This window comes from Halomonas sp. ND22Bw (assembly GCF_003011945.1).
GTDB classification, from domain to species: Bacteria; Pseudomonadota; Gammaproteobacteria; order Pseudomonadales; family Halomonadaceae; genus Halomonas; species Halomonas halophila.
Genome location: NZ_PXWD01000005.1, coordinates 182,825 through 207,712, shown reverse-complemented (window position 1 = coordinate 207,712; position 24,888 = coordinate 182,825). Strand labels below are relative to the sequence as shown.

At 63.6% G+C, this 24,888-nt stretch carries 27 protein-coding genes; 16 read left to right on the top strand and 11 right to left on the bottom strand.

Annotated elements, in window-relative coordinates; genetic code table 11:
- Positions 1-225 precede the first annotated feature (225 nt).
- The 4 genes from CVH10_RS25295 to CVH10_RS09130 all read left to right on the top strand — a co-directional run bounded on the left by CVH10_RS25295 (position 226) and on the right by CVH10_RS09130 (position 3,726).
- A complete protein-coding gene (locus CVH10_RS25295) occupies positions 226-1,452 on the top strand; it encodes a hypothetical protein (protein WP_146142919.1) in 1,227 nt (408 codons plus the stop codon).
- 176 nt (positions 1,453-1,628) lie between these two features.
- Complete coding sequence (locus CVH10_RS25290; protein ID WP_146142918.1) at positions 1,629-2,570, top strand: hypothetical protein; 942 nt, start codon at positions 1,629-1,631, stop codon at positions 2,568-2,570.
- Between the two features lie 112 nt (positions 2,571-2,682).
- Positions 2,683-3,009 carry a hypothetical protein gene (locus CVH10_RS09135; RefSeq protein WP_106488453.1) on the top strand — a complete coding sequence of 109 codons (327 nt, stop codon included), beginning with the start codon at positions 2,683-2,685 and terminating at the stop codon, positions 3,007-3,009.
- 165 nt (positions 3,010-3,174) lie between these two features.
- On the top strand, positions 3,175-3,726 hold the full coding sequence (locus CVH10_RS09130; RefSeq protein ID WP_106488476.1) for a cysteine hydrolase family protein: 552 nt from the start codon (positions 3,175-3,177) through the stop codon (positions 3,724-3,726).
- 97 nt (positions 3,727-3,823) lie between these two features.
- Here CVH10_RS09130 and CVH10_RS09125 read toward each other — a convergent pair whose 3' ends face one another.
- Complete coding sequence (locus CVH10_RS09125) at positions 3,824-4,567, bottom strand: dienelactone hydrolase family protein (protein ID WP_106488452.1); 744 nt, start codon at positions 4,565-4,567, stop codon at positions 3,824-3,826.
- Positions 4,568-4,747: 180 nt separating this feature from the next.
- On the opposite strand from CVH10_RS09125, the gene CVH10_RS09120 reads away from it, so the two are divergent.
- Positions 4,748-5,083, top strand: coding sequence for an antibiotic biosynthesis monooxygenase (locus CVH10_RS09120; RefSeq protein WP_106488451.1), 336 nt, complete (start codon positions 4,748-4,750; stop codon positions 5,081-5,083).
- A 34-nt stretch (positions 5,084-5,117) separates the two neighbouring features.
- Here CVH10_RS09120 and CVH10_RS09115 read toward each other — a convergent pair whose 3' ends face one another.
- The 9 genes from CVH10_RS09115 to CVH10_RS09075 form a co-directional block, all read right to left on the bottom strand.
- On the bottom strand, positions 5,118-5,438 hold the full coding sequence (locus CVH10_RS09115) for a hypothetical protein (RefSeq protein WP_106488450.1): 321 nt from the start codon (positions 5,436-5,438) through the stop codon (positions 5,118-5,120).
- Positions 5,439-5,464: 26 nt separating this feature from the next.
- Positions 5,465-5,866: a gamma-glutamylcyclotransferase gene (locus CVH10_RS09110; RefSeq protein ID WP_052052392.1), complete on the bottom strand. Its 402-nt coding sequence runs from the start codon at positions 5,864-5,866 to the stop codon at positions 5,465-5,467.
- Between the two features lie 99 nt (positions 5,867-5,965).
- Positions 5,966-6,385 (bottom strand): cytidine deaminase, encoded by a 420-nt coding sequence (gene cdd / locus CVH10_RS09105; protein ID WP_106488449.1) that lies wholly within the window; start codon positions 6,383-6,385, stop codon positions 5,966-5,968.
- Positions 6,382-7,116: a purine-nucleoside phosphorylase gene (gene deoD, locus CVH10_RS09100; protein ID WP_106488448.1), complete on the bottom strand. Its 735-nt coding sequence runs from the start codon at positions 7,114-7,116 to the stop codon at positions 6,382-6,384. The genes cdd and deoD overlap by 4 nt, the downstream gene beginning before the upstream one ends.
- A gap of 71 nt (positions 7,117-7,187) precedes the next feature.
- The gene (locus tag CVH10_RS09095; RefSeq protein ID WP_106488447.1) at positions 7,188-8,414 is read right to left on the bottom strand and encodes a phosphopentomutase; all 1,227 of its coding nucleotides are present in this window, start codon (positions 8,412-8,414) and stop codon (positions 7,188-7,190) included.
- A complete protein-coding gene (deoA, locus tag CVH10_RS09090; RefSeq protein WP_106488446.1) occupies positions 8,411-9,739 on the bottom strand; it encodes a thymidine phosphorylase in 1,329 nt (442 codons plus the stop codon). The genes CVH10_RS09095 and deoA overlap by 4 nt, the downstream gene beginning before the upstream one ends.
- Positions 9,739-10,521 (bottom strand): deoxyribose-phosphate aldolase, encoded by a 783-nt coding sequence (gene deoC / locus CVH10_RS09085; protein ID WP_106488445.1) that lies wholly within the window; start codon positions 10,519-10,521, stop codon positions 9,739-9,741. Before deoC ends, deoA begins: the two co-directional genes overlap by 1 nt.
- Before the next feature lie 72 nt (positions 10,522-10,593).
- Complete coding sequence (locus CVH10_RS09080; RefSeq protein WP_035599452.1) at positions 10,594-11,862, bottom strand: NupC/NupG family nucleoside CNT transporter; 1,269 nt, start codon at positions 11,860-11,862, stop codon at positions 10,594-10,596.
- 78 nt (positions 11,863-11,940) lie between these two features.
- The gene (locus CVH10_RS09075) at positions 11,941-12,768 is read right to left on the bottom strand and encodes an outer membrane protein OmpK (protein WP_106488444.1); all 828 of its coding nucleotides are present in this window, start codon (positions 12,766-12,768) and stop codon (positions 11,941-11,943) included.
- A 277-nt stretch (positions 12,769-13,045) separates the two neighbouring features.
- On the opposite strand from CVH10_RS09075, the gene CVH10_RS09070 reads away from it, so the two are divergent.
- From CVH10_RS09070 to CVH10_RS09035, 8 genes are all read left to right on the top strand, one after another.
- The gene (locus CVH10_RS09070; protein ID WP_046079929.1) at positions 13,046-13,768 is read left to right on the top strand and encodes a DeoR family transcriptional regulator; all 723 of its coding nucleotides are present in this window, start codon (positions 13,046-13,048) and stop codon (positions 13,766-13,768) included.
- 108 nt (positions 13,769-13,876) lie between these two features.
- Positions 13,877-14,557: a CBS domain-containing protein gene (locus CVH10_RS09065; protein ID WP_035599455.1), complete on the top strand. Its 681-nt coding sequence runs from the start codon at positions 13,877-13,879 to the stop codon at positions 14,555-14,557.
- Positions 14,558-14,890: 333 nt separating this feature from the next.
- Complete coding sequence (gene cyoA, locus CVH10_RS09060; protein WP_035599457.1) at positions 14,891-15,895, top strand: ubiquinol oxidase subunit II; 1,005 nt, start codon at positions 14,891-14,893, stop codon at positions 15,893-15,895.
- 3 nt (positions 15,896-15,898) lie between these two features.
- A complete protein-coding gene (cyoB, locus tag CVH10_RS09055; protein ID WP_035599459.1) occupies positions 15,899-17,923 on the top strand; it encodes a cytochrome o ubiquinol oxidase subunit I in 2,025 nt (674 codons plus the stop codon).
- Positions 17,924-18,538 (top strand): cytochrome o ubiquinol oxidase subunit III, encoded by a 615-nt coding sequence (locus CVH10_RS09050; protein WP_035599461.1) that lies wholly within the window; start codon positions 17,924-17,926, stop codon positions 18,536-18,538.
- Position 18,539: 1 nt separating this feature from the next.
- Positions 18,540-18,869: a cytochrome o ubiquinol oxidase subunit IV gene (gene cyoD / locus CVH10_RS09045; RefSeq protein WP_035599463.1), complete on the top strand. Its 330-nt coding sequence runs from the start codon at positions 18,540-18,542 to the stop codon at positions 18,867-18,869.
- Positions 18,869-19,771 (top strand): heme o synthase, encoded by a 903-nt coding sequence (gene cyoE / locus CVH10_RS09040; protein ID WP_369335759.1) that lies wholly within the window; start codon positions 18,869-18,871, stop codon positions 19,769-19,771. Before cyoD ends, cyoE begins: the two co-directional genes overlap by 1 nt.
- A gap of 104 nt (positions 19,772-19,875) precedes the next feature.
- A complete protein-coding gene (locus CVH10_RS09035) occupies positions 19,876-20,484 on the top strand; it encodes a Yip1 family protein (protein ID WP_081945899.1) in 609 nt (202 codons plus the stop codon).
- A gap of 128 nt (positions 20,485-20,612) precedes the next feature.
- Here the strand turns inward: CVH10_RS09035 and CVH10_RS09030 are convergent, their stop codons facing one another.
- On the bottom strand, positions 20,613-21,749 hold the full coding sequence (locus CVH10_RS09030) for an aminotransferase class V-fold PLP-dependent enzyme (protein WP_035599468.1): 1,137 nt from the start codon (positions 21,747-21,749) through the stop codon (positions 20,613-20,615).
- A gap of 208 nt (positions 21,750-21,957) precedes the next feature.
- Between CVH10_RS09030 and CVH10_RS09025 the strand changes: the two genes are divergently transcribed.
- The 3 genes from CVH10_RS09025 to CVH10_RS09015 all read left to right on the top strand — a co-directional run bounded on the left by CVH10_RS09025 (position 21,958) and on the right by CVH10_RS09015 (position 24,874).
- The gene (locus CVH10_RS09025) at positions 21,958-22,461 is read left to right on the top strand and encodes a porin family protein (protein WP_035599470.1); all 504 of its coding nucleotides are present in this window, start codon (positions 21,958-21,960) and stop codon (positions 22,459-22,461) included.
- A 284-nt stretch (positions 22,462-22,745) separates the two neighbouring features.
- The gene (locus CVH10_RS09020; RefSeq protein ID WP_106488442.1) at positions 22,746-23,660 is read left to right on the top strand and encodes a mannosyl-3-phosphoglycerate phosphatase; all 915 of its coding nucleotides are present in this window, start codon (positions 22,746-22,748) and stop codon (positions 23,658-23,660) included.
- Positions 23,657-24,874 carry a glycosyl transferase gene (locus CVH10_RS09015; protein ID WP_035599475.1) on the top strand — a complete coding sequence of 406 codons (1,218 nt, stop codon included), beginning with the start codon at positions 23,657-23,659 and terminating at the stop codon, positions 24,872-24,874. The genes CVH10_RS09020 and CVH10_RS09015 overlap by 4 nt, the downstream gene beginning before the upstream one ends.
- The last annotated feature ends 14 nt before the right edge of the window (positions 24,875-24,888 follow it).

Genomic DNA, 24,888 nt, shown 5'->3' with positions numbered 1-24,888 from the left:
ACCACGCTGGATCCTCAGCTAATTTAGTGGCAGGCTGAAGGAAAGGACGTGAAAGGTGGAAGGCACGATGATCGGTGCTATGACGCCTAATTTTCATTAATATTCATGTAAATCAGTGATTTGGGCGCATCAGGCGGGCCGCATAACATGGATGAACGTGCCTGCGCGTTCAAGTCGATAAACGAGCCGGCCACCTAATACCTGTTAGAATTTTAAAGGGATAGTATGGGAGACAGTAAATTAATATATATAAATGATTGCTACGAGGATGGTGATTCTTTTGTGGTTCGCTATGAAGACGTCACTAGGGAAGTAGTAGATAATATTCTCAAGGTTGACGGGGTTGAGGATATTGAAGAGCTAGAAGCTCGAATACCATTGAGCCGAATGTACGCAAGTCCGAAAGTGTATGTAGATAGGTTTATGCTCTTCGAAGAAGAGTTCGACATTAGTCAAAATGGTTTCCAAAATGCTGTTAAAGGTGGCAATGATCCTCGTGCTCGGTCATTGAGGAGCTCTCTTCAGTACCTAAATCAAAAAAATAAGGCAAACTTACTTGAGCTATCTGAAGAAAGCGACGCTAATACTGGTTTAGGGAAAGATTGGTATGTGTGTATATTCAACGTTGGAAATGGTGAAAGTAATCTATTAGTTTCTCCTGATGGAAAGCTATATCTTTTTGACGGAGGGTGTTTAAATCAGGATGTTTGTTCAAAGATAAAGAAGGCTATAAATTATTTTGAAAAACAGAATATAAATGTCTCCAAAGAAATTAGCGGTTTTTTCATATCTCATTGTGATGGAGATCATTTTAGAGGTGTTATTGAGGCTATTGATAAGATAGACACAACTCAAGACTGTTTCTTGTACTACAACTATCTATCTTCATTTTCTAAACCTTCTTGGGTTAATAGTCTAGCTAGAATCGATAATCTAGCATACGATGGGAAAATATCGAAATATGTTCTAATTCCAGAAAAGAGAAATTTAAGTCATATGTCTTGTTTAATACCGTCATTACACATTACTTGGATGTGGCCTTATAATGACTTCCGAACTCAATGTGTGACAAATAATATAAGTAGCAATGATTCAAGCCATTGTTTATATATTTCCAGTGGCAATCAAAAATACTCTGTTAACTTCTTTGGTGACGCAGAAAATATTGCAGGAAGTAATATTGACTTTGATCCGAATAAGTTAGATAAAGAATTTTTGTTTAAACCATCACATCATGGTAGGAGTTCGGGAAATATTAACATTGGAGGTTATCCATCTGTAGATATGCATAAGCATTTTGACCAATGCTCAAAAGTGAAATTCTTCGTATCATCAACTAAAAAGAACAAGCATTTGTCGCCAATAGCTAGCAAAAATTTACTCACAGAATCAGCTCAAACAGCTTTGATTTTTAAGTTCTCTAGCTCTGGTTTGTCGAAAACTGCAATATAAAATTCTAACAAGCTGTTTAAGAGTGATTCGCAACGCGTGGCATTTTCATCATGCGTTGGTTTAAGTGATTAAGGTGATATGCGGCGGCATTGGTATTGCGTTGCTCACACCTTAACAGGGCGTTATGCATGAAAAATCTGACCACGTATTGAGGCAAACTTAGAGGACAAGTAGTTATGGAAACAATCAGAATGCAAGATTTAATTGCCTTAATAGCGGTAGCCATAACCATTATCGGCGCCATTCTGTCGAAAGGATTTCGAGAAATAATACAAGAGGCGTTCCAGACAACTCTAAAGATATTTGAGTTTTTCTTGTATAGACGCGAGTCGTCATCAAGTGATTCTCGAAAAATAGAGCACTTGCAAAACGAAATAATCAATCTTAAGGAAGAGCTAAATAAAGTTTCCCTTGCGGATAACAAAGAAGTTATTGACCTAGAAATTAACAAGTACGTTTCGAATAACCTGGAAAACATATTAAACGAAAAAATCAATGAGCCTGGATTCGTAGAAAGAACCGTGGTCGGAGATTTGAAGAGTGAAGTTACCGAAGAGACAAAAAGATTTCTTGAAAATATAAAAGAAGACTCATTGCAAAAGTTGGTTTCTGAAAGCATTGACGCCGAAAGACGCAAGGAAAGTCATGAAAATATGACGTTGAATCTTGAGCGTGAGGCGAATAGTGCGTCCATGCTTAAAATGGTCATGATTAATCTATTTGTTATCGCCACTGTTGCCTTTTTGATATTCAATATAGTAATTCGACCAGAACTTACAACTAATGCATACATTGCGACTGTCGCTCTTTATTTAAGTTTAGGTGCATTTATGCTGTACATAATCAGAACATCCCATTTTAGAACCTCGGTTTTATTGGCCATAAGGGAGCAGTCCTCAAATTATTACAACGCTCTCGATTATTTGGCAAAAATGAAGAATGGAACAGAATTAAACGAGCATGATGTAGAGGTAATCAGAATGTTCCTTGTCAATCGTGCGGAAAGAGAGCAAAAAGCGGATCATCCATACGAAGTTATTCTAAAAGGTATATCCGGATCGAACATCCAATTCAAAGGCGGAAAAATGTCACTAGGTGGAGCTAAGAGTGAAAAATAGATGCATAACAATGGGCTCCAAGGTACGTCAAAATGCTGCGCTCGTTCCTCGCTCCACATTTTGCCGCCCCTGAGTCCGAGCGTTAACTTTAGGATTTCTTGAGGAGTTAGATATGTCTGAGTGTTCACCAGAAAATACCGAGCATCTCGGTGCGGTCAATAAAAAGATCGTGGCCTCAGGAGAGGAACCCCCGGCGGTGACGCTCAAGGATGGCAGCAGAGTACAGACAGGCACGGTGGCAACGATGCTGCGTAACGTCGCCCTGTACAATGGAGGCGAGCGCGGCGAAGTGGAGAAAGAGCTGGAAGCTGCCGTGCCGACTCTGGTCAAAGTGGGGCTTTTCGACCTGTTCTCGTTGGATGAATGGATTGGCGGATCAAATCCCGGGCGTAGTTTCGTCGGGCGGTGCGCCCAAAAATATCTCGCCGAGAAAAGCTGAGGAATCGTGCCAGCTGACCGCTCCACGTTGCCGTGCTTGGGAGGAAGATGAACGCTGGCGCATCTCATGGGTTTCGTGGTGCCGAGAGCGGGCGGAAGATTCTGTCTCGTTGCCTTTGGCCTCGCCCCGGCGGGCAATGTGATGGGGACAAAGCAGGAGGGCGAGATGGAGCAACGAGAAGCGCTGATCGTTATCGACATGCAGCGTGGAATGGGGGAGCCCACCGCTGGCGAGCGCAACAATCCAGAGGCCGAGCGGAATATCCAGGCGCTTCTTTCCGCCTGGCGCCAGAAGGGATGGCCGGTCGTGCACGTTCGTCATATCTCGCGAACGCCGGGGTCACCGTTCTGGCCGGGCCAGTCCGGGGCCGAATTCCAGCCCGAACTGGCGCCGTTGGCCTCCGAGCATGTGGTCGAGAAGCACGTGCCCGATGCCTTCATTCACAGTGGCCTCGAGCGGTGGCTGCATGTCCGCGATCTTCGCCGGCTGGTGGTGGTCGGGGTGAGCACCAGCAACTCGGTCGAATCCACCGTGCGTACGGCAGGGAATCTGGGGTTCGCTGTGACTGTGATCAGTGACGCCACCTTCACGTTTGCCAAGGAAGACTACGCGGGGGTTCTACGGTCGGCGGAAGAGGTGCATGCCATGTCGCTGGCCAATCTGCATGGCGAATATGCTGAGATCGCGAGTACGTCGGACATGCTCAAGCATTTGTGATCGAACGCCGACGTGCTTCTTGCCCGTGACGGTTGAGCGGTGACACATGCGGCCCCGGTTTTGTTACCGGGGCCCTATTCGTTGGACGTAACGCGTCTTACAGCGTCTCTTCCAGCAGCGTCAGCAGCCGCTTGTAGTGCAGCTCGTCGGCCTCGGCATGGTAGGAGCCGGTGGCGTCCTTGGCGGTGTAGCCGTGGGGAGCGCCCCGGTAGAGTTCGGTGGTGAAGTGCACGCCCGCGGCGGCCAGGGCCTCGTCCATGCGGGCGATCTGCTCCGGTGGCAGCAGCTCGTCACGGTCGGCGTGGCCGAAGTAGACGCGGCCTGCGATGTGGTTCACCACCTTCACCGGACTGTGCGCGTCGTCGGCCTGCGCCAGGTTGGCGGAGTGGAAGCCGGCTGCGGCGGCGATGCGCTCGGAGTGTTCCGCCGCCATGCGAAGTGCGAAGGCGCCGGTGAGGCAGTAGCCCACCACGGCGACCTTGCCCTCGGCGAATTCCGGCGCGGCGTCGATGCCCTCGAGCCAGGCGACGAAGTCGCGGGACTGGGCCTCGGGCGTCAGGTGGCCGGCGTATTCGACCAGGGTGGGCCGCACGTCCGGGTCGCGGAACGACTGGCCCGCCGGCACGATCTCGCCGGCCGCATCACGGTAGTAGATGTTGGGCATCAGTACGGCGTAGCCGGCGTCGGCGATGCGCTGGGCCTTCTCGTGATAGCAGGGGCGCAGGGCGCCGATATCGGTAAGCAGCACCACGGCCGGCAGCGGGCCGTCGGCGTTCTCGGGCGTGAAGACATGGGCGTCGATGGTGCCGTCGGCGGCGGGGATATCGATGGCGCGGGACATGAAGGCTCCGTATGGTGGTTGGAACAGATGATATGTCCTGATAACGGAGACAATCTCTACCACAACGGGCTGACGCCGCTAAAGCACTTTTGTCGCCATATGAGTTCAGTCGGAGCGAGAGACGGGCGCGGATCCGGCTGATGTCATGGGGTCGCTTATGATCTTTTACGAGGGACTGTGATGACAGAGCAAGAAGCGTTTTACGTGCTGTATCGCTTCAAGGTGACGCCGGGAAAGGAGCAGGCCTTCAAGGAAGGATGGTGTCGCATGACCGAGGCCATCCGCGAACAACGAGGAGGGCTGGGCTCCCGCTTGCATTATTCCGAGAGTGGTTGGTGGATGGCCTATGCGAAGTGGCCGAGTCGGCAAGCCTGGGAGTCGTCCCGAAGACTCTCCGACTCCCCTGATAGTGAGGCGGCCGAACTCATGGCACAGTCGATTCAGGAGCGATTGTCGCCTATTCCTCTAGCACCCGAGATCGATCTCATTGACCGCCGTTCGGAGAACGGCAGCTAGCGATAGATACATTGGGTTGGCGACGAAAGGGTCGTTACTGCCCGCCGCCGATGGTCAGCCGCAGGGCCTGGAGGCCGCCGAGCTCGAGCTGGACCTCTTCGGAGAACAGCGGATGACCGTGCGCCGTCAGGTCGATGCTGGCGGCCGCGCCGCGGTAGTGCACGTCGGCGGTGACGTTCGCCTCGGTGCCGAGCGGGGCCAGCAGGTCGAAACCGACGCCGTCGACGTCCACGGCGTTGAGCCCCATGTCGTCCAGTGCCTGCGCCACGTCCTGCTTCAGGGCCATGCCGTCGGCGAGGTAGAGCCCGCCGTACGCCAGCCCGGCGATCACGATCAGAGAAAAGAGACGGCCCATGGCGGGTTCCTCGTGTGAAGTGGGGGTCAGATGACGGACTGGCGGGGCTGCCAGCCGCCCTCGCGGATCACGGGACAGCCCGCGACGTCGCGATTGTAAAGGTACAGCCAGGCCGGACCGAAGGCGGTCGCATGCACGACCCGGTCGTAGGTGCCGCTCGCCGGCCGTCGCACCCGGTAGTCCTCGAGCACGTCGAGGTCCTTGAGCCCCGCGGCATCGACGCGGAACACCTCGATCTCCACGCCCATCGAGCGTTCGAGCCGGGCGCCGGGGTAGGGGCCGAGGTCGAAGAGGGTAACGCCGGTGAGCACGTCCGTGCCCACGAAGTCGGCGCCGTTCAGCCAGTGGTGATTACGCAGGCCGCGTTTGAGGGTGCCGTAGACGGCGACCAGCGGCGTGCGCGCGATGGCGATGGCGGGGCTGTGCATAGGGGCGGTCCTTTCCGCGGTCTAGCGGCTCTCCAGTCTACCAAAACGCCCCGCACGATGGCGGGGCGTCGAGGACGAGCGGCAACGGGAGAGCGTGGCTCAGTCCATCGCCGAGTCGCGGCCCAGGTTCTCGGGGCCGAAGGAGTCGGGCAGCAGCTGGTCCATGGTGTAGCGGCGCAGCAGCGTGCCCTGGGCGTCGACCACGCGGATCAGGGTCTCGGGCGTGGCGAACTCGCGGATGCGCTGGCGGCAGTCGCCGCAGGGCGTGCACAGGTGCTCGCCGGGGCCGATCACGTAGACCTCGCGCAGCTCGCGCTCGCCGGCGCTGGCCATGGTGGCGATGGCCGAGGCCTCGGCGCAGAGGCCCTTGTAGTGGGCGACCTCGACGTTGGCGCCGACGTAGCGGGTGCCGCTTTCGCTGACGATCAGCGCGCCCACCGGATGGTTCGAGTAGGGCGCGTAGGCGCGGTCGCGCACGCCGATCAGCGCCTCGACGATATCGGGCTGGACCTCGCTCATGCCTGGGCCTCCCGGGCGGCGTCGTCGCGCAGCACGCTCTCCAGGGCGACGGTCATCATCTCGTCGAAGGTGGTGGCGCGCTCGTCGCTGGAGAGCGAGTCGCCGCGCACGATGTGGTCGGAGACCGTGCAGATGGTGGCGGCCCGGGCGCCGAACTCGGCGGCCACGCCGTAGAGGCCGGCGGCCTCCATCTCCACGCCGACGATGCCGTAGCGGCGCATCAGGTCGATCATCTCGGAGCGCGGATCGTAGAACAGGTCCGCCGAGAAGATGTTGCCGACCTTGACCGGCACGCCCTGGGCCGCGGCGGCGTCCACCGCGTGGCGGGTCAGCTCGAAGTCGGCGATGGCGGCGAAGTCGTTGCCGAGGAAACGGGTGCGGTTGACGCCGGAGTCGGTGCAGGCGCCCTGGCCGATGACCACGTCGCGCACCTTCACGTCGTCGCGCACCGCGCCGCAGGAGCCGACGCGGATCAGGCTCTTCACGCCGAACTCGGTGATCAGCTCCTTGGCGTAGATCGACACCGAGGGGATGCCCATGCCGTGGCCCATCACCGAGATCTCGCGGCCCTTGTAGGTGCCGGTGTAGCCATACATGTTGCGCACGTCGTTCACCTGACGGGCGTTCTCGAGGAAGGTCTCGGCGATGTACCTGGCGCGCAGCGGGTCGCCGGGCATCAGCACGGTATCGGCGAAGTCGCCGCGTTCGGCCTTGATATGCGGGGTGGCCATGTTCGGTCTCCTTGGTCTTTGAACCGCGTCTTTAAACCGGGTCTTTGAGCCGGGGCCTGTCGGACCGGGGCTTAACGTGCCTGGGCTTTGGGGGCCGGAAGAAAGCTCGTGCCGTCGTCCATGGGCGCCAAACCGAGGTGCGTGGCCAGGCTCTGGCCGATGTCGGCGAAGCTCTCGCGGATGCCCAGCGAGCCGGGCGCCAGGCCGGCGCCGCTGGCCAGCACCGGTATGTGCTCGCGGGTGTGGTCGCTGCCGGGCCAGGTCGGATCGCAGCCGTGGTCGGCGGTGAGGATCAGCAGGTCGTCGTCCCCGAGGCGCGCCAGCAGTTCGGGCAGGCGGGCGTCGAAGGCCTCCAGGGCGGCGGCGTAGCCGGCCACGTCGCGGCGGTGGCCGTAGACCATGTCGAAGTCGACGAAGTTGGTCATGATCAGCGAGCGGTCGCCGGCCTCGGCCATCGCCTCCAGGGTGGCGTCGAACAGGGCGTCGTGGCCGCTGGCCTTGATGGTGCGCGAGATGCCGCAGTGGGCGTAGATGTCGGCGATCTTGCCGATCGCCACCACGCTGCCGCCGTCGTCGTGCAGCTTCTGCAGCACCGTGGGCGCGGGCGGCTCGACGCTGTAGTCGCGGCGGTTGGCGGTGCGGGCGAAGTCGTCGGCGCTCTCGCCCGTGAAGGGGCGGGCGATGACCCGGCCGATGTTGTAGGGCTCGAGCAGCCGGCGGGCGATCTCGCACAGCGCATAGAGGCGCTCGAGGCCGAAGACGTCCTCGTGGGCGGCGATCTGGAATACCGAGTCCGCCGAGGTGTAGACGATCGGCTTGCCGCTGGCGACGTGCTCCTCGCCGAGCCGGGCGATGATCTCGGTGCCGGAGGCGTGGCAGTCGCCGATCACGCCGGGCAGGCCGGCCTCGCGCACCAGCGCCTCGAGCAGCTCGGGCGGGAAGCTGTGCTCGCGCTCGCTGAAGTAGCCCCACTCGAAGCGCACCGGCACGCCGGCGATCTCCCAGTGGCCGGAGGGCGTGTCCTTGCCGGAGGAGATTTCCCTGGCCACGCCGTAGGCGCCGTCGACGCGCTGCGGCGGGGTGACGCCGGCGGCCCAGGCGCCGGTGCTCTCGTGGTGGGCGTGGAACAGCCCCAGCCGGCCGAGGTTCGGCAGCGCGAGCGGGCCGCGGGAGGTCGCGTCGGCGCATTCCCGGGCGATATGGCCCAGGGTGTCGGCGCCGGCGTCGCCGAAGGCCTCGGCGTCCGGAGTGGCGCCGAGGCCGAAGGAATCGAGAACGAGCACGATGGCACGGGTCATGGGGCCTCCCGGCGGATGGTGTCCTGAATCAGTGGTGGCGCGGGGCAGGGCGCGTCGCTCAGCGTGAGGGCGTCGCGCAGCCGGGCCTCGGCGCGTTCGGCGTCGGCCTCGCGGCGGGCGTGGATACGTGCCAGCGGCTGGCCGGCGGCGACGGCCGTGCCCAGTTCGGCGATGTCGGTCAGGCCGACTGCCGGGTCGATGGCGTCCGCCGGATGACGGCGTCCGCCGCCGAGCTCGACCACCGCCATGCCCACGGCGCGGGTGTCGATGGCGCCGAGATGGCCCGCGCGCGCGGCGCGGACCTCGCGCACCACCGGCGCGGCGGGCAGGTGGGCGTCGGCGCGCTCGAGCAGGTCGCTGGGGCCGCCGAGGCCGGCCACCATGCGCGCGAAGCGCTCGGCGGCGGCGCCGCAGGCCAGCCGGTCGTCGAGCCGGGTGAACGCCGCGTCGCGGTCGGCGGCCAGGCCCCCGGCCAGCAGCATCTCCGCGGCCAGGGTGCGGGTGACCTCGAGCAGGCGGCCGTCCCGGCGCTGGCCGGTCAGCACCGCCAGCGCCTCGCGCACCTCCACGGCGTTGCCGGCGCAGGGCGCCAGCGGCTGGCTCATGTCGGTCAGCAGCGCGGTGGTCGGCGTGCCGGCGCGACTGGCCACCGTGGCGATGGCCTCGGCCAGCTCGCGGGAGGCTTCCGGCGTGGGCATGAAGGCGCCGCTGCCGACCTTGACGTCCATCACCAGGGCGTCGAGGCCGCAGGCGAGCTTCTTGCCCAGGATCGAGGCCACGATCAGCGGCAGCGATTCCACGGTGGCGGTGACGTCGCGCACCGCGTAGAGGCGCTTGTCGGCCGGTGCCAGGCTGCCGGTCTGGCCGATGATCGCCACGCCCGCGTCCTTCACCAGGCGGCGGAAGGTGGCGGTGTCCGGGGTGACCGAGTAGCCGGGGATCGCCTCGAGCTTGTCGAGGGTGCCGCCGGTGTGGCCGAGGCCGCGACCGGAGATCATCGGCACGTGGCCGCCGCAGGCGGCGACCCAGGGGCCGAGCACCAGCGAGACCAGATCGCCCACCCCGCCGGTGGAGTGCTTGTCGAGCACCGGGCCGGGCAGGTCGAGCCCGGCCCAGTCGAGCACCTCGCCGGAGTCGCGGGTGGCCTCGGTGAGCGCCACCGTCTCGGCGTCGTCCATGCCCTGCAGAGTGATGGCCATGGCCAGGGCGCCGACCTGGGCGTCCGACAGGCGGCCGTCGGCGATGCCGGAAACCAGCTCGCGGATGGCGTCGGGCGGCAGCGGCCGCCCGTCGCGCTTGGTGCGAATGGCTTCCTGGGGAAGCATCAGTAGTCGTCCTCGTCGCCGTCGGCGGCCGGGGCGTCGAAGGCGCCGAGGTTCATCAGCAGGTCGTCGAGCAGGCCGGAGGCGCCGAAGCGGAAGTGGGCCGGAGAGATCCAGCCGGCGCCCATGATACGCTCGGCGAGCTGCAGGTAGGCCGCGGCATCCTCGGTGGTGCGCACGCCGCCGGCGGCCTTGAAGCCGATGTCGCGGCCGCTGTCGCGGATCGCCTCGAGCAGGATCTCGGCGGCTTCCAGGGTGGCGTTGACGTCGACCTTGCCGGTGGACGTCTTGAGGAAGTCGGCGCCGCCCTCGATGGCCAGCTCGGCGGCGCGGCGGATCAGTGCCGGGTCCTTCAGTTCGCCGGTCTCGAGGATCACCTTGAGGGTGGCGTCGCCGCAGGCGGCCTTGCTCATCTCGACCAGGTCCTGGCAGACGCCTTCGTCGCCGGCCATCAGCGCGCGGTAGGGGAAGACCACATCGACCTCGTCGGCGCCGGAGGCCACGGCCTCGCGGGTGGCGCGGGCGGCGCGCATGACGTCGTCGCCGCCGTCGGGGAAGTTGGTGACGGTGGCGATCTTGACGCTGTCGTTCAGGCGGTGGGCGGTCAGCGCGCGGCGGGCCGGGACGATGAGCTGCGGGTAGATGCAGATCGCCGCCGGGTTGCCCATCGGCGTCTTGGCGCGCTGGCACAGGCCTTCGACGCTGGCATCGGTGTCGTCGTCGTTGAGGCTGGTGAGGTCGAGCAGCGGCAGGGCCTGGCGGGCAACGCGTTGCAGATCGGTCATGTCGTGGTCCTGTAGCAAAGGGGCCTGTTGAGAAGAATGACACCGCGCCCGACAGGCCGCGGTGTCGCCGGTTCATGCCCCGAGGGCGATGAAGAAGCCGGCAAGGGTAGCGGACATCAGGTTGGAAAGGGTACCCGCCAGGACGGCCTTGATGCCCAGGCGCGCGATGTCGTGGCGCCGGCTGGGGGCGATGCTGCCGAGGCCGCCGAGCAGGATGGCGATCGACGACAGGTTGGCGAAGCCACACAGGGCGAAGGACAGGATCGCCGCGGAATGGTCGGAGAGCGCCTCGCCGGTGGCGGCGACCATCTGCTCGCCGTCCAGGTAGGGGGCGAGGTTGATGTAGGCGACGAACTCGTTGACCACCAGCTTCTGGCCGATGAAGGAGCCGGCCAGGGTGGCTTCGGACCAGGGCACGCCGAGCAGGAAGGCCAGCGGCGAGAACAGCCAGCCGAGCAGCAGCTCGAGACTCAGCGACTCCATGCCGAACCAGCCGCCGATGCCGCCCAGGATGCCGTTGACCAGTGCGATCAGGCCGATGAAGGCGAGCAGCATGGCGCCGACGTTGGCCGCCAGCATCAGGCCGGAGCTGGCGCCCGAGGCGGCGGCATCCAGCACGTTGGTGGGATGGTTCTCTTCCTCGTCGAGGCGTTCCTCGGCGGCGGAGACGCTGTCTTCCGGGGTCTCGGTCTCGGGCAGCAGCAGCTTGGCGAACAGCAGCCCGCCGGGGGCGGCCATGAAGGAGGCGGCGACCAGGTATTCCATGGGAATGCCCAGGGCGGCATAGCCGGCCAGCACCGAGCCGGCCACCGAGGCCAGGCCGCCGCACATCACCGCGAACAGCTGCGACTGGGTCATCCTGGCGATGAAGGGGCGCACCACCAGCGGCGCTTCGGTCTGGCCGACGAAGATATTGGCGGTGGCCGAGAGCGATTCGGTGCGCGAGGTGCCGAGCGCCTTCTGCAGGGCGCCGCCGAGCAGGCGGATGATCCACTGCATGATGCCGAGGTAGTAAAGCACCGCGGTCAGCGAGGAGAAGAAGATGATGACCGGCAGCACCTTGACCGCGAAGATGAAGCCGGAGGCCTCGGCGTTGGCCAGGCCGCCGAACACGAAGTCGATGCCGTCGTTGGCGTAGAGTACCACCTGGCTGACGGCATCCGAGACGGTGGCGAGCACCGCCTGACCGGCCGGGACGTAGAGCACGAAGGCGCCGATGCCGGCCTGGATGGCGAAAGCGCCGCCCACGGTGCGCAGGCGGATCGCGCGGCGATTGCTGGAGAAGAGCACGGCGATGGCGATCAGCGTCAGCATGCCGATCAGGCTCATGAGCAAGGTCATGGGGATGTCCTTGTGGTTGATGGCCGAGGCGCACGGGTCGCGCCTCGGGGCCGGCGATGGGTCACGAGGCGCGGGAGGTTACAGGAAGTTGACCTTGACGGTATAGATCATCGCGTTCTGATAGTCGCCGGCGGTGCCCAGCTTGTTGTTCGCGTAGCGGTACTGCACGCCGGTGGTGATCTCCTCGATGGGGTGCCACCACAGCGCCACGGCGCCGTTGGTGCCCACTTCGCTGGCCGGGCCGTTGACGTAGTTCCTGCGCAGGTACTCGTCGTCGCGCTCGAAGGTCTGCTCGTGCCAGTTGGTCAGGCTGAAGGCCTCGCCGAAGGCCTCGAAGTCGTAGCCTAGCACCCAGCCGGCCATGTAGCCGTTCTCGCCGCTGTAGCTGTTGCCGTCGCTCTCGACCCAGGCCTTGCCGATGAACGGCTTGAACCACAGGCCGTTGGCGAAGGTGTGGCGATAGCCGAGGCCGGCGATGCGGTCCTGCTCCTCGCTGTCGAAGCCGTAGTCGCGGAAATCGTAGACGTGGAAGTACAGCGAGAAGGGGGTATCGCCGAGGTAGATGTGCGAGGTGACCTTGGCGGCGCTGCGGCGGTTGTCGCGGCCGTCTTCCTCGGACATGTCGTTCTGCGGGTTCTCGAAATCGTAGAAGCCGTAGAACTCGCCCCAGTCGAAGCCGACGCCGCCTTCGAGCTCGAGGTAGAAGAAGTCGCCCTTGGCGGCGTTGCTCGCGGTGCGTGCCTCGGTGCCGTCGGACCAGTCGAGGTAGTTGATCGAGGCGTTGGCGAACGACCACTGGGGGGTGAAGGCCGAGGCGTTGTCGGAGGCGGCGGCGGGCAGGGCGGTGGCGCCCAGCAGCAGGCCGGCCAGTGAGACGCGGTGGCAGGGGGCGAGGGAAATCGGCATGGGGATGGCTTCTCTGAACGTTGTCGATGATGGTTGTTGTCGGGTGAGGTGCCTGGCACGCGGCCAGCCGTCGCTCACGTCGACGGGGAGATCATGAGCCCGGTCGTGAGGGGCGAACGGGATGGCGAGCGGCGAGCTTGTTATTTGAGTAACATGACAATGTTATTTTAATCACATTTGGCGCCGCAACCCTGCGAAGGAGGGTGGCGTCAACGCGGAGCACGAGTGCGGCGCCGGCCGCCTCGAGGGATGTGGACAGCACCAGGAGAGGGACACGTTGAACGAACGAAGTGAAGGGCGGCTGATGCGCCTGCAGCATGCGCTGGGGCAGGGTGGCAGCCTGCGTCTGGCCGAGGCGGCGGCCCTGTGCGGGGTGTCGGAGATGACGATTCGACGCGACCTGGCGGGGTCCGACGGCAGCCTGGCGCTGATCGGCGGCCATCTGATGCTGGCCGGCGACCCGCGTCATGCCCCGGTCTACGACCTGGCCGTGCAGCGCGACCGCAACGCCGAGGCCAAGCGGCGGCTGTGCGAGCGGGCGCTGGCCACGCTGGAAGAGGGAGACACCCTGTTCATCGACTGCGGCACGACCCTTGCGCCGCTGGCGGCCAGCCTGCCCGACGACATGTCGCTGACGGTGGTGACCTATGCGCTGAACATCGCCGAGGCGGTCAGCAAGCGCCCCGGGGTGCGGTTGTGGCTGCTGGGTGGGGTCTATCATGCCTCGTCGCGCTCGTTCTCCAGCGACGACATGAGCGAGACGATCCGGGGCTTCGGGATCAACAAGGCGTTCCTGACCGCGGCCGGCGTGGACGAGCGCCAGGGGCTGAGCTGCTTCCACTTCCACGAGGTGGCGCCCAAGCAGGCGGCGATCGCCACCGCCCAGCGCAGGGTGCTGGTGGTGGATGCCAGCAAGCAGGGCATGGTGCGCCCGGCGCGCTTCGCCGGACTCGAGGAGGTGGATCAGGTGATCGCCGAGGAAGCGGGCGACGGCGACTGAGAGCGTCTCGAGACTTGCTCGTGGTCAAGGACGAGTGGCGGGAAGTTGCTATGTTGAGGGGGCGGGGAGCGTCCTCGCATTCACTCTCATCGCCTCGGAGGAGTTGCCATGCGCGCCGCAGATGTCATGACCCCACACGTGATCACCGTGTCGCCGAACAGCGAGGTGCGCGAGATTGCCAGCCTGCTGCTGGAGCACGGCATCAGCGCCGTGCCGGTGGTCGACGAGGACGAGCGGGTGCTGGGCATCGTCAGCGAGGGCGACCTGATTCGCCGCGCGGAAGACGAGCGGCGCGACAAGGCCTGGTGGCTGCGCATGTTCGAGGTCAACGACCCCGGCGAGTACGTCAAGACCCATGGCCGCCTGGCCCACGAGATCATGACCCGCGAACCGGTCACCATCGATGAGGACAAGCCGGTTCACGAGATCGCGCGGCTGCTCGAGAAGCATCGCATCAAGCGGGTGCCGGTGGTGCGCGATGGCAGGCTGGTGGGCATCGTCAGCCGGGCCAATCTGCTGCGCGGTTTCTCGGTGGCGGAACCCCGTGCCGCGGCGAGCGTCGAAGATCGCGAGATCCGCGATGCGATTCTCCAGGAGGTGGAGCGTCATACCGGGGTGATGGTCGAGCGCCTCAACATCATCGTCAGCGAGGGTGAGATTCAGCTGTGGGGGCTGGTCGACAGCCAGGAGCAGCGTCTCGCCGTGCAGGTGGCGGCGGAGAACGCGCCCGGCGCCCGCTCGGTGGAGAACCACATCGGCTTCATGCCCCGGGGCATGGGCGGCTACTGAGGCCATTGATTCTACAGCGGTTGCTCTGACGGCGACCCGAACGTTCCCTTCCGCGCCGGCGTCATCGCCGGTGCGACACGCTGCGGCAAATCGTCCCTTTCCTCCTTTCCTCGTTTACTACACAATACGTTCCCCGCGGCCGGACCCTTTCTCGCGCGCCCCATAGCGGCGTTCGCGGGGGTTTGGCCATGAGTGAGCCGAGCCCTTTCCACGATGGTTAGCCTTTGCTGCGGTCATGGGTCAACCGGCGCAGGACAGGTCTCGGTTTTGTGTAGCGTGCTTGCTACAAGTCAGCAGGATTTATCCTGTCGCCAAGCCTGACGAGGTCGAAACATGAATCGAACTCCCCCCCTGCGCAAGCTCGGAGTCTTGCTGCTGGCGGTGTTGCCCCTGGTGCTGGCAGGGTGCAGCTCGGCGCTGCTGGACCCCAAGGGCCAGATCGGGGAAGAACAGCGAACCCTGATCCTCACGTCCTTCGGTCTGATGCAGATCGTGGTCATTCCCGTGATCGTGATGACGCTGCTCTTCGCCTGGCGCTATCGCCGCAGTAACCGCGAAGCCTCCTACCGCCCGGATTGGCACCATTCCAATCTGATCGAGGCGGTCGTGTGGTTCATCCCCTGTGTGATCATCGTGTTCCTGGCCGTGCTGACCTGGTACACCTCGCACAGCCTTGACCCGCACAAGCCCATCGAGCCGACCGCAGAGCAGCAAGAGCCGATCGAGATCCAGGCGGTATCGCTGGACTGGAAATGGCTGTTCATCTATCCCGAGCAGGGCATCGCCACCGTCAACGAGCTGGCCTTCCCCGCGGATACGCCGGTCCGCTTCCGCGTGTCTTCCGGCTCGGTCATGAACGCCTTCTTCATCCCGCGTCTGGGCAGTCAGATCTATGCCATGGCCGGCATGGACAACGACGTGCACCTGGTCGCCGATGAGCCGGGCGTCTATCCCGGTCGCTCCACCAACTACAGCGGTGCGGGCTTCTCCGGCATGACCTTCGACGCCCATGTGGGCTCCCAGGAAGACTTCGAGGCCTGGGTGGCCAAGGTCCGCGAGTCGTCCGAGTCCCTGACCTACCCGGCGGAATACAACGAACTCGCTGCGCCTTCCGAGGACAACGAGATCCAGTATTTCTCCGAGGTATCCCCCTCTCTCTACGAGAGCATCATCAAGAGCTTCCATGCCGGCGGCGATCACGAGCAGCGCATGGCCCAGTACGCCGACAGCTACGCCGATGGCTTCGGTCACGGCGGTCACGGCGCTGGTCATGGCGACGATCACGGCGATTCGGCCGAGTCTCACGGCACGCCCATGAGCGCGGAGGCAGCGGAGTAAATCATGTTCGGAAAACTCAGCCTAGAGGCGATCCCGACGCACGATCCCATCATCATGACGACCATTACCGGTATCGTCCTGGGTGGGCTCGCGCTGGTGGCCGCCATCACCTACTTCAAGAAGTGGGGCTATCTGTGGAACGAGTGGGTCACCTCCGTCGACCACAAGAAGCTCGGCATCATGTACTTCATCGTGGCGCTGGTGATGCTGCTGCGCGGCTTCGCCGATGCGATCATGATGCGCTCCCAGCTGGCGATGGCGTCGGCCGGGGCCGAGGGCTTCCTGCCGCCCTCGCACTATGACCAGATCTTCACTGCCCACGGCGTGATCATGATCTTCTTCGTCGCCATGCCCATGGTCATCGGCCTGATGAACCTGGTGGTGCCGCTGCAGATCGGCGCGCGCGACGTGGCCTTCCCGTTCCTGAACAACCTGAGCTTCTGGCTGTTCGCGGCGGGCGTGATCCTGGTCAACGTCTCGCTGTTCGCCGGTGAGTTCGCCAAGACCGGCTGGCTGGCGTATGCGCCACTATCGGGGCTCGACTACAGTCCCGGCGTCGGCGTGGATTACTGGATCTGGGCGTTGCAGATATCCGGTATCGGCACGACCCTGACCGGCATCAACTTCTTCGTCACCATCCTGAAGATGCGCACCAAGGGCATGACCCTGTTCCGCATGCCCATCTTCACCTGGACCTCGCTGTGCGCGAACGTCCTGATCATCGCCTCGTTCCCGATCCTGACCGCCACCATCGCGCTGCTGACGCTGGATCGTTACCTGGGGATGAACTTCTTCACCACCGATCTCGGTGGCAACATGATGATGTACGTCAACCTCATCTGGGCCTGGGGCCATCCTGAGGTGTACATCCTGATCCTGCCGGCCTTCGGCGTGTTCTCCGAGGTCATCGCGACCTTCGCACGCAAGCGTCTGTTCGGCTACGGCACCATGGTGTGGGCGACCGTCGCCATCACCGTGCTGTCGTTCATCGTCTGGCTGCACCACTTCTTCACCATGGGCGCGGGCGCCAACGTCAATGCCTTCTTCGGCATCATGACGATGATCATCGCCATCCCCACCGGCGTGAAGATCTTCAACTGGCTGTTCACCATGTACCGCGGCCGGATCGAGTTCACCTCGCCGGTGCTGTGGACCCTGGGCTTCATCATCACCTTCTCCCTGGGTGGCATGACCGGTGTGATGCTGTCCATTCCGGCGGCCAACTTCGTGCTGCACAACAGCCTGTTCGTCATCGCCCACTTCCACAACGTCATCATCGGCGGCGTGGTGTTCGGCATGCTGGCGGGCCTGACCTACTGGTTCCCGAAGGCCTTCGGCTTCACCCTCAACGAGAAGTGGGGCAAGCGTTCCTTCTGGTGCTGGCTGGTCGGCTTCTACATGGCCTTCGTGCCGCTGTACGTGCTGAGCTTCTTCGGTGCCGTGCGTCGCATGCAGTCCTACGAGAACGGTGACTGGCAGCCGCTGATGATCGTGGCCTGGGTCGGTGCGTTGATCATCGCCGCCGGTATCGCCTGCACGCTGATCCAGTTCTACGTCAGCATCCGCGATCGCAAGCAGAACCAGGACGTCACCGGCGATCCCTGGGATGCGCGCACCCTCGAATGGGCGACCTCCTCGCCGGCGCCGTTCTACAACTTCGCACACCTGCCGGAGATCGAGGGCGTCGACGACTACTGGACGAAGAAAGAGCGCAACGGTGGCAAGCAGCCGCTGTCCGAGGCGCCGTACCAGGACATCCACATGCCCAAGAACACCTGGGAAGGTCCGGTACTGGGTCTGCTGTCGACCGCCTTCGGTTTCGCCCTGGTCTGGCACATCTGGTGGCTGGCCATCGCCAGCGGCATCGGCATGTTCGTGGTCTTCCTGGCGCGGGTCTTCCGCGAGGACGTGGACTACTACGTGCCCGCTGCGGAAGTCGAGCGCATCGAGCGCGAGCATCGTCAGCGCGTCGAGCGTGACGTTCGGCAGTCTTCATCCTATGCATCCCAGGTAGGGGGGCAGGCCTAAATGTCTACTGATACCCTGAGCAACCACGGCGATCATGCTCACGAGCATGATCACCACGACGCCGCAGGCACCAAGGTCTTCGGTTTCTGGGTCTACCTGATGAGCGACCTGATCATCTTCGGGTCGTTGTTCGCCACCTACGCCGTGCTCCTCCGGGGCACGGCCGGTGGGCCGACCCCCGCAGAGATCGTCGACCTGCCGCTGATCCTGATCAGCACCTTCCTGCTGCTGGTGAGTAGTTTCACCTATGGCATGGCGGTGCTGGCGATGAACGCCGATCAGGTGAACAAGGTGAAGGCATGGCTCGCCGTGACCTTCCTGCTGGGCGCGGGCTTCATCGGCCTGGAAATCTATGAGTTCCAGCACCTGATCCACCTCGGCTACGGCCCGGATCGCAGCGGCTTCCTGTCGGCCTTCTTCACCCTGGTCGGCACCCACGGCCTGCACGTGACCTTCGGCCTGATCTGGATCCTGGTGATGCTGGTCCAGCTGCAGCAGAAGGGGCTGACCGAGATGACGCGTCCGCGGATCATGTGCCTGAGCCTGTTCTGGCACTTCCTGGACATCGTCTGGATCTGCGTCTTCTCCTTCGTCTACCTGATGGGAGTCCTGTGATATGAGCGGTCAAGCTTCCCATGCCGAGCATAGCCACGGCAGTGTCAAGTCCTATGTGATCGGGCTGATCCTGTCCATCGTGCTGACCATCATCCCGTTCGGGGTGGTGATGACCGGCTCGCTCTCGACCTCGGCTACACTGCTGATCATCGTGGCCACCGCCGTGGCCCAGGTGCTCGTGCAGCTGATCCTGTTCATGCACATGAGCACGAAGACCGATGAGGGGTGGAACTTCACCTCCTTCGTCTTCACCGTGGCGATCCTGGTCCTGGTCATTGGAGGTTCCCTATGGATCATGTACAACCTTCACCTGAACATGATGATCGGGTAATGGCGACCTCCTCGCGGCGTCGGGACTATCTGGCGCTGACCAAGCCAGGGATCATCGGCGGTAACGCCATCTCGGTACTGGGCGGCTTCTTCCTGGCCGCCCAGGGCCAGATCGATCCCTGGCTGCTGCTGGCCACGCTGGCAGGGTTGTCCCTGGTGATCGCGTCCGGGTGCGCCTACAACAACGTCATCGATCGTGATATCGATGCGGTGATGGAGCGCACCCGCAGCCGGCCCCTGGTACAGGGGCGGCTGTCGGTCGCCGAAACGCTGCGCTTCGCGACCCTGCTCGGGTTCGCGGGCTTCGGTCTGCTGGCGGCGTTCACCAATGCCGTGACCGTGGGTCTGGCGGCCTTCGGCTTCGCCATCTACGTCGGTGCCTACAGCCTGTGGCTGAAGCGCCGCTCCGAGTACGGCACCCTGGTGGGCAGCTTCTCCGGCGCCATGCCGCCGGTGGTGGGCTACTGTGCGGTGTCAGGCGAGTTCGACGCCGGCGCGCTGACGCTGCTGGTGATCTTCTGCATCTGGCAGATGCCGCACTCCTACGCCATCGCCATCTTCCGCTTCAAGGACTACGAGGCCGCGAAGATTCCCGTGCTGCCCGTGGTGCGTGGCATCAGCACCGCCAAGCACTACATCCTCGGCTACATCGTGGCCTTCCTCTTCGCCTCCCTGGCGTTGAGCGTGGCGGGCTATGCCGGGCCCGGCTATTTCGCCGTGGCACTGGTGATGGGCGTCTACTGGCTGTACCTGGCCATGCAGGGCTACTGGACCACCAACGCCGAGCGGTGGGCGAAGCGCGTGTTCGGCTTCTCCATCCTCACCATCACCGCGCTGAGCGTGATGATGTCGGTGGAATCCAGCCTGCTGCCGGCCACACCGTTGATGGCGGCCCTGGGCTGATACGCTTCCGTTGGCGAGCCCCCCCGGGTCTCTGCCTATACTTGCCGGTGAAGACACATCGTGTGGCGGGCCACCCCGGCCCGTCCCCGGCAGGAGGGAGTGCCATGTTGACACATGCCTGGGGCATCCTCGCCCACCCGAAGCGCGAGTGGCAGCAGATCAAGGAAGAGCGCGAGACGCTCACCCACCTCTACGAGCACCACGTGCTGCTGCTGGCAGCCATCCCCGTCGTCTGTTCCTACATCGGCACCACCCAGGTCGGGTGGAGTCTCGGTGGGGGCACGACCATCCAACTTGGCTATCTGGACGCGCTGGGCGCCGGGATCGTTTTCTACCTGGTGATCCTGGCGGCGGTCTATGCGGTCGGCAAGGTGATCCGCTACATGGCCAAGCGCTTCACTCGGCCGCCGAGCCAGAGCCAGTGCATCGTGTTCGCCGGCTACGTGGCGACGCCGATGTTCGTCAGCGGCATCGTGGCGGTCTATCCGTTGATCTGGCTGTGCATGCTCGCCGGCGTCATCGGGCTCTGCTATACCGCCTATCTGCTCTATATCGGCATCCCGTCCTTCCTCGGCATCGACAGCGAGGAAGGCTTCATCGTCTCCAGCGTGACCCTGGCCATCGGGGTGCTGGTGCTGGAGGCGCTGCTCGGCATCACCGTGCTGCTGTGGGGCTATGGCGAGCGCATCATCCTGTCGCTGATCGGTGGCTGATCCTGCCAGCCTCGGACATGTCGTGACTCCAGCCAGAAGAAGGAACGAACAGGGCGGCCCGTGGGCCGCCCTGTTCGTTGCCGGTTCCGGCGTTGTCGCCTCGATACCGGGGACAGGCCCCGGACGGACTACTCGTCGGTGGCCTCGATGCGAGTCATGGCCTGGTCGAGGGTTGCCAGGGTGCGGTCGAGGGCGTGCAGCTTGTCGAAGCCGAACAGACCGATGCGGAAGGTGCGGAAGTCGTCGCCCTCGTTGCACATCAGCGGCACGCCGGTGGCCACCTGCAGGCCGCCGGCGGCGAACTTGACGGCCAGGTCCGGGTCGCTGGTGTAGCTCACGATCACGCCGGGGGCCTCGAAACCGGGCGCGGCGACGCTCTGGAAACCATGCTGGGCGAGCAGTTCCCGGGCCCGTCGACCGAGTTCGAGCTGCTCGTCCTGGAGTTTCTCCAGGCCATAGTCCTCCGCCTCGGCCACGGCGTCGCGCAGGGTGCGCAGGGCGTCGGTGGGCAGGGTGGCATGATAGGCGTGGCCGCCGTTCTCGTAGGTCTCCATGATCGACAGCCACTTCTTGAGATCGCAGGCGAAGCTCGAGCTCTCGGTCTCCTCGATGATGTCCCGGGCCAGGCGCGACATCATCACCATGGCGCAGCAGGGCGAGCCGCTCCAGCCCTTCTGGGGCGCGCTGATCAGGATGTCGACGCCGGTGTCCTGCATGTCGATCCAGTCGGTGCCGGAGGCGATGCAGTCGAGCACCAGCAGGCCGTTCTGGTCGTGGATGGCCTCGGAGAGCCGACGGATGTACTCGTCGGGCAGCTTGATGCCGGACGAGGTCTCCACGTGGGGCGCGAACACCAGGTCGGGCTGCTGGTCCTGGATCGCCTCGAGCACCTCCTCGATGGGCGGCGGGGTGAACGGCGACGTCGGGTCGTCGTCATCGAGGCGGCGGGCCTTGCGGACATAGAGGTCCGAGGGAATGTTGCCGCGCTCCAGGATCTGGTGCCAGCGATAGCTGAACCAGCCGTTGCGGATGACCAGGCAGCGTCGATCAGTCGCGAACTGGCGGGCGACCGCTTCCATGCCGTAGGTGCCGCTGCCGGGGACGATGACCGTCGAATGCGCACGATAGACCCGCTTCAGTGACGTGGAGATATCGCGCATCACCTGCTGGAAGCACTGCGACATGTGGTTGAGGGAACGATCCGTGTAGACCACCGAGTACTCGAGCAGTCCATCGGGGTCGACATCGGGCAGTAAACCGGCCATTGCTGTCTCCATGTTATGGCACGCTACCTCCAGGCAGGGAGGGCGTCTTGCACGTTAAGAGGATATTCCCTATCCCGGCTTCAGGCCAGGGGAGGGGCGCCGGGCGCGATTTCGGGGTCGCTCGCCGCAGGTGATGGCATCGCGGAGCGCTTTGTACCAGAATGGTCGCTGCGCAGGGAAACAATGTTTCCTAACTGGAGAAAGCCTCATGAAGACCTTGCTGATGCCCGTCGCCGCGGCCTGCCTCGTGGCCGCCGCCAACGCTCAGGCCCAGAGCCCGATGACCTATCAGCCGAGCCCCTACGTGGGCGGTGATGCCCTGTTCTGGGAACTCGATCCTGACGGCCCTGCCGGCGATCGCGATAGCACTGGCCTGCGCCTGCGCGCCGGTGTCGCCTTCAACGACTACTTCGCCCTGGAAGGGCATCTGGGTACCGGCGGCTCGGACGGTGGCCTGGAGCTGGATTACCTCGCGGGTGGCTATGCCAAGGGCATGCTGCCGATCACCCCACGCTTCAAGCTCTACGGCCTGCTGGGCGCCACCGAGGTGGAGTTCGACGGCGCGGAGTCCGAGAGCGGCGTGTCCTACGGCGGCGGTGCCAGCTATGCGCTGATGCCGAACCTCTCGCTGGGTGCCGACTACATGCGCTATCTGGACGAATCGCACTACGACTTCGATGCCGTGAGCCTGGGCGCCACCTACCACTTCTGACGACCTGGAGCGGTGCTCCCTGTCCCGACGCTTCCCGCGCACGCCCTCGCCCATGGCGAGGGCGTGTTGCGTCATGGCCTGCGTGGCGGAGGCCACACACGGCACGATGACACCTGATGGCGCGAGCCACTGCCCTATCCTGAGGCGGCCGCCATCTCGTGGTGCAAGCCCGTCGTTCGCTCCGGGCGTCGCGCCACGGGCCGGCCCCGCCACCGCGCTGCCCGCGGCCAGTCTGGCACGTTACCTGCAAGGCCTTGGCGAACGAGGTCACCAAAGGTGCTGCCATGACCGCTTCTTCCTCCCGCCACGGGCTCCCCGGGGCGCGGCTGCTCTTCACCGATCTGGACGGCTCGCTGCTCGATCACGAGACCTATGACTGGTCGCCGGCCGCCGGGTGGCTGGACCGGCTGCGCGAGGACGGCGTGCCGGTGATCCCGGTAACCAGCAAGACTCGTAGCGAGCTGCTGACCCTGCGTCAGACCCTGACCCTCACGAACACGCCCTTCGTGGCCGAGAACGGCGCGGTGGTGGGGCTGCCTGCCGCCTGGTGCCATGCCCGCCTGGAGCGATCGCCGGGCCCCGACGGGCTGGTGATCAGGACGCTGGGCGTCGATATCGGCTTCATTCGCCAGCGTCTCGCCGTGTGGCGGGAGCGCCTGGACGTTCGCTTCACGCCGATGAGCGAGATCCCGCTGGACGATCTGGTCGCCTTCACCGGCCTCGATGAGGCGCAGGCGCGCCTGGCACGGATGCGCGAGGGCAGCGAGCCGCTGATCTGGCACGACGACGATGATCGCCTCGAGGCCTTCCGCGCAGGACTCGCCGGCGACGGCCTGCGCCTGGTTCGGGGTGGGCGCTTCTGGCACGCCACCGGGGAATCGGACAAGGGGCAGGCGGTGAACTGGCTCACCGAGCGCTACGAAGCTCTGCGCGGCGTGCGCCCCTTGACCCTGGCGCTGGGCGACGGGCCCAACGACATCGCCATGCTCGAGGCGGTGGACCAGGCGGTGGTGATTCGCGGCCGCCACGGGTTGCAGGTATCGCCGCATCAGCCCGCGCTCTACCGCAGCCGGGAAAGCGGCCCGAGCGGCTGGGTCGAGGGGGTGGAGCACTGGTGGGGGCAAGGCGAACGTCGGATCGCACCGATGCCGATGGCCTCCGGCAACGATGACAACGATGCGGAGAACGTCAGCCCATGAGCGATTTCCATCAGAACGGCATCATCACCGACTTTCACAACCTCACCCGGCGACCGGTCGAAGCCCTCGAGGACGATCTGGTGCGCTTCGCGGCACAGCGCCCGATGAGCCTGATCCTGCCGTCGCTGTATTCCGAGCTGGAGGGGCCGGCGCTGGCGAATATCGTCGACGAGCTGGCCAGGGTGCCCTATCTGGCCGAGATCGTGATCGGCCTCGACCGGGCCGATCGCGACCAGTTCGACCGGGCCCGCGCGTTCTTCTCGCGGCTGCCCCAGCGTCATCGCATCCTGTGGAACGACGGCCCGGGCCTGCGCGCACTGGACGCCGAGCTGGAAGTGCAGGGCCTCGCGCCCCAGCAGCCGGGAAAGGGGCGCAACGTCTGGTACTGCGCCGGCTACGTACAGGCTTCCGGGCGCAGCGAGGCGGTGGCGCTGCACGACTGCGACATCCTCACCTACGACCGCGGCATGCTGGCGCGGCTGTTCTATCCGGTCGCGCATCCCTACTTCAACTACGAGTTCTGCAAGGGCTACTACCCTCGCATCGCCGACGGGCGGCTCAACGGTCGGGTCTCGCGGCTGATGGTCACGCCGCTGCTGCGCGCACTCAAGCAGATGTTCGGGCCGCTGCCGTACCTCGAGTACCTGGACTGTTTCCGCTATCCGCTGTCCGGCGAGTTCGCCATGCGCACCGAGGTGCTCGATGGCATCCGCATTCCCGCCGACTGGGGCCTGGAGATCGGCGTGCTTTCCGAGGTCCATCGACACTACACCACCCGGCGGCTGTGTCAGGTGGATCTCGCCGACAGCTACGATCACAAGCATCAGCCGGTCTCCGAGGAGGACGCCTCCGGCGGGCTCAACCGCATGAGTCTGGACATCGCCAAGGCGCTCTATCGCAAGCTGGCGACCCAGGGGGTGACCTTCAGCGCCGAGGGCTTCCGCACCCTCAAGGCCACCTACTATCGCATGGCGCTGGACCTGATCGAGGCCTACGATCACGACGCGCGGATGAACGGCCTGAGCCTGGACCGCCACAGCGAGGAGCGGGCGGTGGAGCTGTTCGCCACCAACCTGCTCGAGGCCGGCGGCGTGTTCCTCGACAATCCCGGCGAGCGCCCCTTCATCCCCAGCTGGAACCGGGTGCGGGCGGCCATTCCCGACCTGCTGCCGCGCATGGCCGAGGTGGTGGAAGCCGATAACGCCCCGGGCTGAGCCCGGGGAAGCTG

Coding starts and splice junctions, on each gene's coding strand:
- CVH10_RS25295 (WP_146142919.1), top strand. CDS start 226: ATGGGAGACAGTAAATTAATATATATAAATGATTGCTACGAGGATGGT.
- CVH10_RS25290 (WP_146142918.1), top strand. CDS start 1,629: ATGGAAACAATCAGAATGCAAGATTTAATTGCCTTAATAGCGGTAGCC.
- CVH10_RS09135 (WP_106488453.1), top strand. CDS start 2,683: ATGTCTGAGTGTTCACCAGAAAATACCGAGCATCTCGGTGCGGTCAAT.
- CVH10_RS09130 (WP_106488476.1), top strand. CDS start 3,175: ATGGAGCAACGAGAAGCGCTGATCGTTATCGACATGCAGCGTGGAATG.
- CVH10_RS09125 (WP_106488452.1), bottom strand. CDS start 4,567: ATGTCCCGCGCCATCGATATCCCCGCCGCCGACGGCACCATCGACGCC.
- CVH10_RS09120 (WP_106488451.1), top strand. CDS start 4,748: ATGACAGAGCAAGAAGCGTTTTACGTGCTGTATCGCTTCAAGGTGACG.
- CVH10_RS09115 (WP_106488450.1), bottom strand. CDS start 5,438: ATGGGCCGTCTCTTTTCTCTGATCGTGATCGCCGGGCTGGCGTACGGC.
- CVH10_RS09110 (WP_052052392.1), bottom strand. CDS start 5,866: ATGCACAGCCCCGCCATCGCCATCGCGCGCACGCCGCTGGTCGCCGTC.
- cdd (WP_106488449.1), bottom strand. CDS start 6,385: ATGAGCGAGGTCCAGCCCGATATCGTCGAGGCGCTGATCGGCGTGCGC.
- deoD (WP_106488448.1), bottom strand. CDS start 7,116: ATGGCCACCCCGCATATCAAGGCCGAACGCGGCGACTTCGCCGATACC.
- CVH10_RS09095 (WP_106488447.1), bottom strand. CDS start 8,414: ATGACCCGTGCCATCGTGCTCGTTCTCGATTCCTTCGGCCTCGGCGCC.
- deoA (WP_106488446.1), bottom strand. CDS start 9,739: ATGCTTCCCCAGGAAGCCATTCGCACCAAGCGCGACGGGCGGCCGCTG.
- deoC (WP_106488445.1), bottom strand. CDS start 10,521: ATGACCGATCTGCAACGCGTTGCCCGCCAGGCCCTGCCGCTGCTCGAC.
- CVH10_RS09080 (WP_035599452.1), bottom strand. CDS start 11,862: ATGACCTTGCTCATGAGCCTGATCGGCATGCTGACGCTGATCGCCATC.
- CVH10_RS09075 (WP_106488444.1), bottom strand. CDS start 12,768: ATGCCGATTTCCCTCGCCCCCTGCCACCGCGTCTCACTGGCCGGCCTG.
- CVH10_RS09065 (WP_035599455.1), top strand. CDS start 13,877: ATGCGCGCCGCAGATGTCATGACCCCACACGTGATCACCGTGTCGCCG.
- cyoA (WP_035599457.1), top strand. CDS start 14,891: ATGAATCGAACTCCCCCCCTGCGCAAGCTCGGAGTCTTGCTGCTGGCG.
- cyoB (WP_035599459.1), top strand. CDS start 15,899: ATGTTCGGAAAACTCAGCCTAGAGGCGATCCCGACGCACGATCCCATC.
- CVH10_RS09050 (WP_035599461.1), top strand. CDS start 17,924: ATGTCTACTGATACCCTGAGCAACCACGGCGATCATGCTCACGAGCAT.
- cyoD (WP_035599463.1), top strand. CDS start 18,540: ATGAGCGGTCAAGCTTCCCATGCCGAGCATAGCCACGGCAGTGTCAAG.
- cyoE (WP_369335759.1), top strand. CDS start 18,869: ATGGCGACCTCCTCGCGGCGTCGGGACTATCTGGCGCTGACCAAGCCA.
- CVH10_RS09035 (WP_081945899.1), top strand. CDS start 19,876: ATGTTGACACATGCCTGGGGCATCCTCGCCCACCCGAAGCGCGAGTGG.
- CVH10_RS09030 (WP_035599468.1), bottom strand. CDS start 21,749: ATGGCCGGTTTACTGCCCGATGTCGACCCCGATGGACTGCTCGAGTAC.
- CVH10_RS09025 (WP_035599470.1), top strand. CDS start 21,958: ATGAAGACCTTGCTGATGCCCGTCGCCGCGGCCTGCCTCGTGGCCGCC.
- CVH10_RS09020 (WP_106488442.1), top strand. CDS start 22,746: ATGACCGCTTCTTCCTCCCGCCACGGGCTCCCCGGGGCGCGGCTGCTC.
- CVH10_RS09015 (WP_035599475.1), top strand. CDS start 23,657: ATGAGCGATTTCCATCAGAACGGCATCATCACCGACTTTCACAACCTC.